The 4,531-nt window shown below is 71.4% G+C and carries 6 protein-coding genes; 3 read left to right on the top strand and 3 right to left on the bottom strand.

Annotated elements, in window-relative coordinates; all coding sequences use genetic code 11:
- Nucleotides 1-111 precede the first annotated feature (111 nt).
- Nucleotides 112-993: a serine/threonine-protein kinase gene (locus tag AB0K34_RS46105; RefSeq protein ID WP_364554850.1), complete on the bottom strand. Its 882-nt coding sequence runs from the start codon at nucleotides 991-993 to the stop codon at nucleotides 112-114.
- A gap of 223 nt (nucleotides 994-1,216) precedes the next feature.
- On the opposite strand from AB0K34_RS46105, the gene AB0K34_RS46110 reads away from it, so the two are divergent.
- The 3 genes from AB0K34_RS46110 to AB0K34_RS46120 are packed head-to-tail and all read left to right on the top strand — an operon-like array spanning nucleotide 1,217 to nucleotide 2,448.
- On the top strand, nucleotides 1,217-1,642 hold the full coding sequence (locus tag AB0K34_RS46110; RefSeq protein WP_364554852.1) for a hypothetical protein: 426 nt from the start codon (nucleotides 1,217-1,219) through the stop codon (nucleotides 1,640-1,642).
- Nucleotides 1,643-1,660: 18 nt separating this feature from the next.
- Nucleotides 1,661-2,056, top strand: a complete 396-nt coding sequence (locus AB0K34_RS46115; protein ID WP_364554854.1) for a peptidase inhibitor family I36 protein — start codon at nucleotides 1,661-1,663, stop codon at nucleotides 2,054-2,056.
- 8 nt (nucleotides 2,057-2,064) lie between these two features.
- The gene (locus tag AB0K34_RS46120) at nucleotides 2,065-2,448 is read left to right on the top strand and encodes a peptidase inhibitor family I36 protein (RefSeq protein WP_364554856.1); all 384 of its coding nucleotides are present in this window, start codon (nucleotides 2,065-2,067) and stop codon (nucleotides 2,446-2,448) included.
- Nucleotides 2,449-2,499: 51 nt separating this feature from the next.
- On the opposite strand, the gene AB0K34_RS46125 is transcribed toward AB0K34_RS46120, so the two are convergent.
- Together AB0K34_RS46125 and AB0K34_RS46130 are read right to left on the bottom strand one after the other, a co-directional pair.
- The gene (locus AB0K34_RS46125) at nucleotides 2,500-3,333 is read right to left on the bottom strand and encodes an AfsR/SARP family transcriptional regulator (protein WP_364554858.1); all 834 of its coding nucleotides are present in this window, start codon (nucleotides 3,331-3,333) and stop codon (nucleotides 2,500-2,502) included.
- 131 nt (nucleotides 3,334-3,464) lie between these two features.
- Complete coding sequence (locus AB0K34_RS46130; protein ID WP_364554860.1) at nucleotides 3,465-4,202, bottom strand: hypothetical protein; 738 nt, start codon at nucleotides 4,200-4,202, stop codon at nucleotides 3,465-3,467.
- Nucleotides 4,203-4,531 lie beyond the last annotated feature (329 nt).

Genomic DNA, 4,531 nt, shown 5'->3' on the forward strand with positions numbered 1-4,531 from the left:
ATATTTTCAAGGTACCATGCGCCACAATTGCAAGTTGAGGCACTGTAAAGGGGCTGATGACTGTTTCACCTTTTTCAAAAATTTTATGATTAACAACCTGCTCAACTTGCACTAATTCACTTTCTGAAAGTATCCCGGCGCCGGGACGGGCGGCGGGAACCGCGGCTCGCCGGCGGCCAGCGCCCGGAGCCACTTCGCCACGTCCTCCGCGGACGAAGGCCGGTCGGCGGGGTTCTTGGCGAGCAGGGCGAGCACCAGCCGGTCCAGCTCCGGAGGGATCCCGGCCCTCCGCTGCGACGGCGGCACCGGATCGACGGTCAGGTGCTGCCGCATCAGCGCGGGCATCGTCCCCCCGTCGAACGGGGCGTCGCCGGTCAGCAGCGCGTACAGGGTGCAGCCGAAGGCGTACAGGTCCGTGCGGGCGTCGACGGGCCGCGCCTCGTACTGCTCGGGCGCCATGTAGGCCGGCGTCCCCAGCATCCCCCCGGTGCCGGTGAGGTCGCCGACCGCGTCGGCGGACCGGGAGATCCCGAAGTCGCAGATCTTCACGCCGCCCTCGGCCAGCTCCATCAGGTTGGCGGGCTTCACGTCGCGGTGCACCACCCCGCGCCGGTGCGCGTAGGCCAGCGCGTCGGCGACGGCGGCACCCGTCTCCAGCACCCGCCCGACGGGCAGCCCGCCCGGACTGCGCGCGAGGAGCGTCGCATAGTCGGTCCCGTTGAGCAGCTCCATCACGAAGAACGGGTGGCCGCCGTGCTCCCCCAGGTCGTGGACGACGGTGATCCCCGGATGCTGCAGCTGCCCGGCGTTCTCGGCCTCCCGCCGCAGCCGGTCGATCAGCACGGACGAGGACCCCACGTCCGCCAGGAGGATCTTCACGGCGACCCGGCGCCGGAGCTGCGTGTCGTCGGCGGCCCAGACCTCCCCCATGCCGCCCCGGCCGAGCCGCGTGGTGAGCCGGTACCGCCCTCCGAGCACCGCTCCGGTATCCATCCCCCACCCTTCTACGACAGGCCGGATGAATCACACCACCGGACGTCACGCCCCCGCAAACGCACCACCCGCGTCCGCCCGCCCTGGCCGCAACCGGCCATTCGACTCCCCATGACGGCACCGGTAACCCGAAACGGCGGGGGCGGACGAGCCGCCGATAAGGGTTCGATAACGGGCCTCTCTAGCGTGTTCCGCGTTCAACCACACGAACGGGGAGAAAGGCATGCACAAGAGACGCATCATCGCGGGCGCGGTCGCGGCGGCGGCCGTCCTGAGCGCGGCTCCGGCCGGCGCCTGGGCCGACGGGCCGGGCCCGAGCGCCAAGGCGGCCTGCTGGACGGACGCCAAGGTCGACGGCAAGCAATGGGTGCGGACGTTCGACAAGGCGTTCGCCAACCCCAACTACCTCAAGTGCGGGGACCGCGTCGGCTACCTGTACCAGGGCGAGAACTACGTCTTCTGCAAGATGTGGGGCCAGAAGTACGAGGGCCAGTACGGCACCAACCACTGGTGGCTCTACACCGACCTCGACCAGGGCGCCACGCGCGGCTGGGTGTCCGCCTACTTCCTGACCGGGCCCGGCAACGGCGACGACAAGGCCGTGGACGTCAACGGCAAGACCATCAAGACCTGCTCCGGGATCTACTGAGCGGGGAACGGGGAGACGATGCACAAGATCAGAGTCGGGCTGCTGGCCGGTGCCGTGACGGCGGGGGCCGTCACCGTACTGGCGCCCTCGGCGGCGCTGGCCGCCGCCTCCGCCACCGACGGCGTCTGCCCGAAGGGCGACGTGTGCGTGTGGAGCGGCAGGAACGCCACCGGCACCCGCTGCAACTGGACCGGCGACGACCCCGACTGGCAGGGCGGGGCGATCCGCTGCAAGCCGTACGGGTTCAAGGTCAACAGCATCTGGAACAACGGCTACACCGGCGACCCGTACAACAAGGTCCGGTTCTTCCGGTACGCGAACTACGGGGGCGAGATCTCCGACCCGGTGCAGGTCACCTCGGGGCCGATCAACGCGGGGAACGTGTCCATCCGGTCCCACAAGTGGGCGAAGTAGGAGGCGGCATGAACAAGGTCCGCATCGCCGTGGCCAGCGTGGCCGTCGCGGGGCTCGCCGCCCTGCTGTCGCCCACCGCCGCGCAGGCCGACGGCGCCGCCTGGCAGGGCTCCTGCGCCAAGGGCGACTTCTGCGTCTGGAGCGGCCAGAACGGCACGGGCACCAAGTGCGCCTGGGACGGCGACGACCCCGACTGGCGCGGCGGCAACGTCCAGTGCAACCCGCGGTTCCTCGTCGCCTCGTACTGGAACAACGGCTACACCGGCTCCTACAGCAAGGTGAAGGTGTACCACTTCGCCAACTACGACGGCTACTGGGGCACGATCGACGCCGGCAAGCGCGGCAGCTTCTGGGAGGGGCAGCTCATGAACTCCCACAAGTGGGCGAACTAGCCTCCCGCTGAGAGAGGGCCGCCGGGCACCGCGCCCGGCGGCCCTCCGCCGTCAGCAGGACCGGACGCCCCGCGCGGGCCCCGCCGTGCGCCGCCACCGCAGCGCGCGCCCCCGCCGCCGCGGCACACCGGGCGCCCCGGGCCGCACCAGCGGATCGTCCCGCAGGATGCCCATCTGAAGTTCCCGCAGTTCGCGTCCCGGCTCCAGGCCGAGGTCGGCGGCGAGCAGGCGGCGCCCCTCCCGGTAGACCTCAAGGGCCTCGCTCGGCCGTCCGGCCCGCGCCAGCGCCGTCATCAGCAGCCCCCGCAGCCGCTCCCGGTACGGATGCTCCCCGACCGGCCCGACGAGTTCGCCGATCAGCTCCCGGTGGCGGCCGAGCAGCAGGTCCACGTGCGCGGCCTCCTCCATCGCGGCCAGCCGCAGCTCCTCCCAGCGCAGCGCGCCCGCCTCGATCCGCGGTCGGTCGAGGCCGTCGAGGACGGGCCCGCGCCACAGCGCCAGCGCCGCCCGGAAGCCCTCGGCGGCCCGTGGCAGCCGCCCCGCCGCCGCGTCCCGGCGCGCCGCCCCGATCAGCTCCTCCGCCGCCGCCGCGTCGATCGCCGCGGCCGCGGGGATCCGGTACCCCGGCCGGACGGTCTCGATCACCCGCGGGCGGCCCGCGTCCCGGAACGCGCGGCGCAGCCCCGACACGGCGATCGCGATCTGCGTGCGCGCCGAGGACGGCGGCCGGTCCCCCCATACGACGTCCGCGAGCCGCTCCACCGGCACCGGCCGGTCCGCCTCGAGCAGCAGCGCGGCCAGCACCAGCCGGGCCCGCGCGCCCCCGAGATCGACCGGCTCCCCCTGCACCCCGGCCCGCAGCGGCCCCAAGATCCGAAATTCCACCCGTCGCGTCACCTTTCCCTGGCGGTTCGTCGCGGGGTGTGCGGGGCGTGTGCCCCGAACGTTAGACCCCGGACCGCCCGGCAGGTTCGGCTCGGCACCGTTCTGAACGTTCAGAACAGCGAACGCCCAGGTCAGCAGTGCCGCGTGATGGCCGGGTCAGGCGCCTGCCCGACCCGCAACTCGGACGCGGGGACGTACCCCCACCCGTACAGCTCGGGCCGTCCCGTCGCCCGGTCGCCCTGCGTGTAGTACCAGATGTCGTTGCCGCCCTCGTGCGCCTGGCCGCGCGTCCAGCAGATGAACCAGCTCGGGTCGGTCTCCAGCACGGCGACCTCGGTACCGAACTCCGCCTTCTCGTACACGCCGACGCGGGGCCGGTTCGGGCACTGGAACATGTACTGCCACGTCTGCTTCGTCCGCAGGTCCTCGATGGTCCCGCTCAACCGCCGGCACCCTTCCCCGGACGCACTCGCGACGGCGACCCAGACAACGGCCCCCGCAACCAGAACAACGGCACCCCCGGCAGCGACCCACCGCCCCCACCGCCGCCGCGGTCGCGGCGCGATCCCGGCGGCAAGCACCCGCCACTGAGCACCCCACCTCTCGGCCTCCGCCTCGACAGCCGCCGATTCCCCGTACCGCAGGCACGCCTCGACGAACCGGACCGTCGCGGTCTCCGGCGGCGTGGTCAGCGGGTTCTTCCCGATCAGCGTGGAGACCGCGGCGGGCGACAGCCCGTCAACGCGCCCGCACAGCGCGCGGTACTTGGGCCGCCCGCACCATTCATGCAGCGCACGGAGCCGGGCGGTGAACTCCGCCCAGGTGGAAGCGTCCTCGGGAGCGGGCGGGGGTCCGGACACAGCGGGCAAGGAACACTCCTGTGGTCAGGCGGGGGCCACTCATAGTGCTACCGGTCAACCCCGCATCCCGCCATAGCCAGAAGCCCACTCCCCCACAGCAACCTCACGCCCAGGCCGATGCAACGAACCTGCCGGACGACACCCCACCGGTCTCAATGGCGACACCACGCACCTCGACCGTCCGAGGTATCACCTGACCAGAGTCGAGCTCACTCTCAGGAAGCTTCCGCACCACATGAACAATGACCCTTTTTCATCGGTCTGGGGAGATGGTGATCACGAAGTGATCGCGATGCTGGCGTTCGGCCGGTGAAGCGAAGAAGCCCCTGTTAGACGGC

It is taken from the genome of Actinomadura sp. NPDC049382 (genome assembly GCF_040677125.1).
In the GTDB taxonomy this organism is placed as follows: Bacteria; Actinomycetota; Actinomycetes; order Streptosporangiales; family Streptosporangiaceae; genus Spirillospora; species Spirillospora geliboluensis.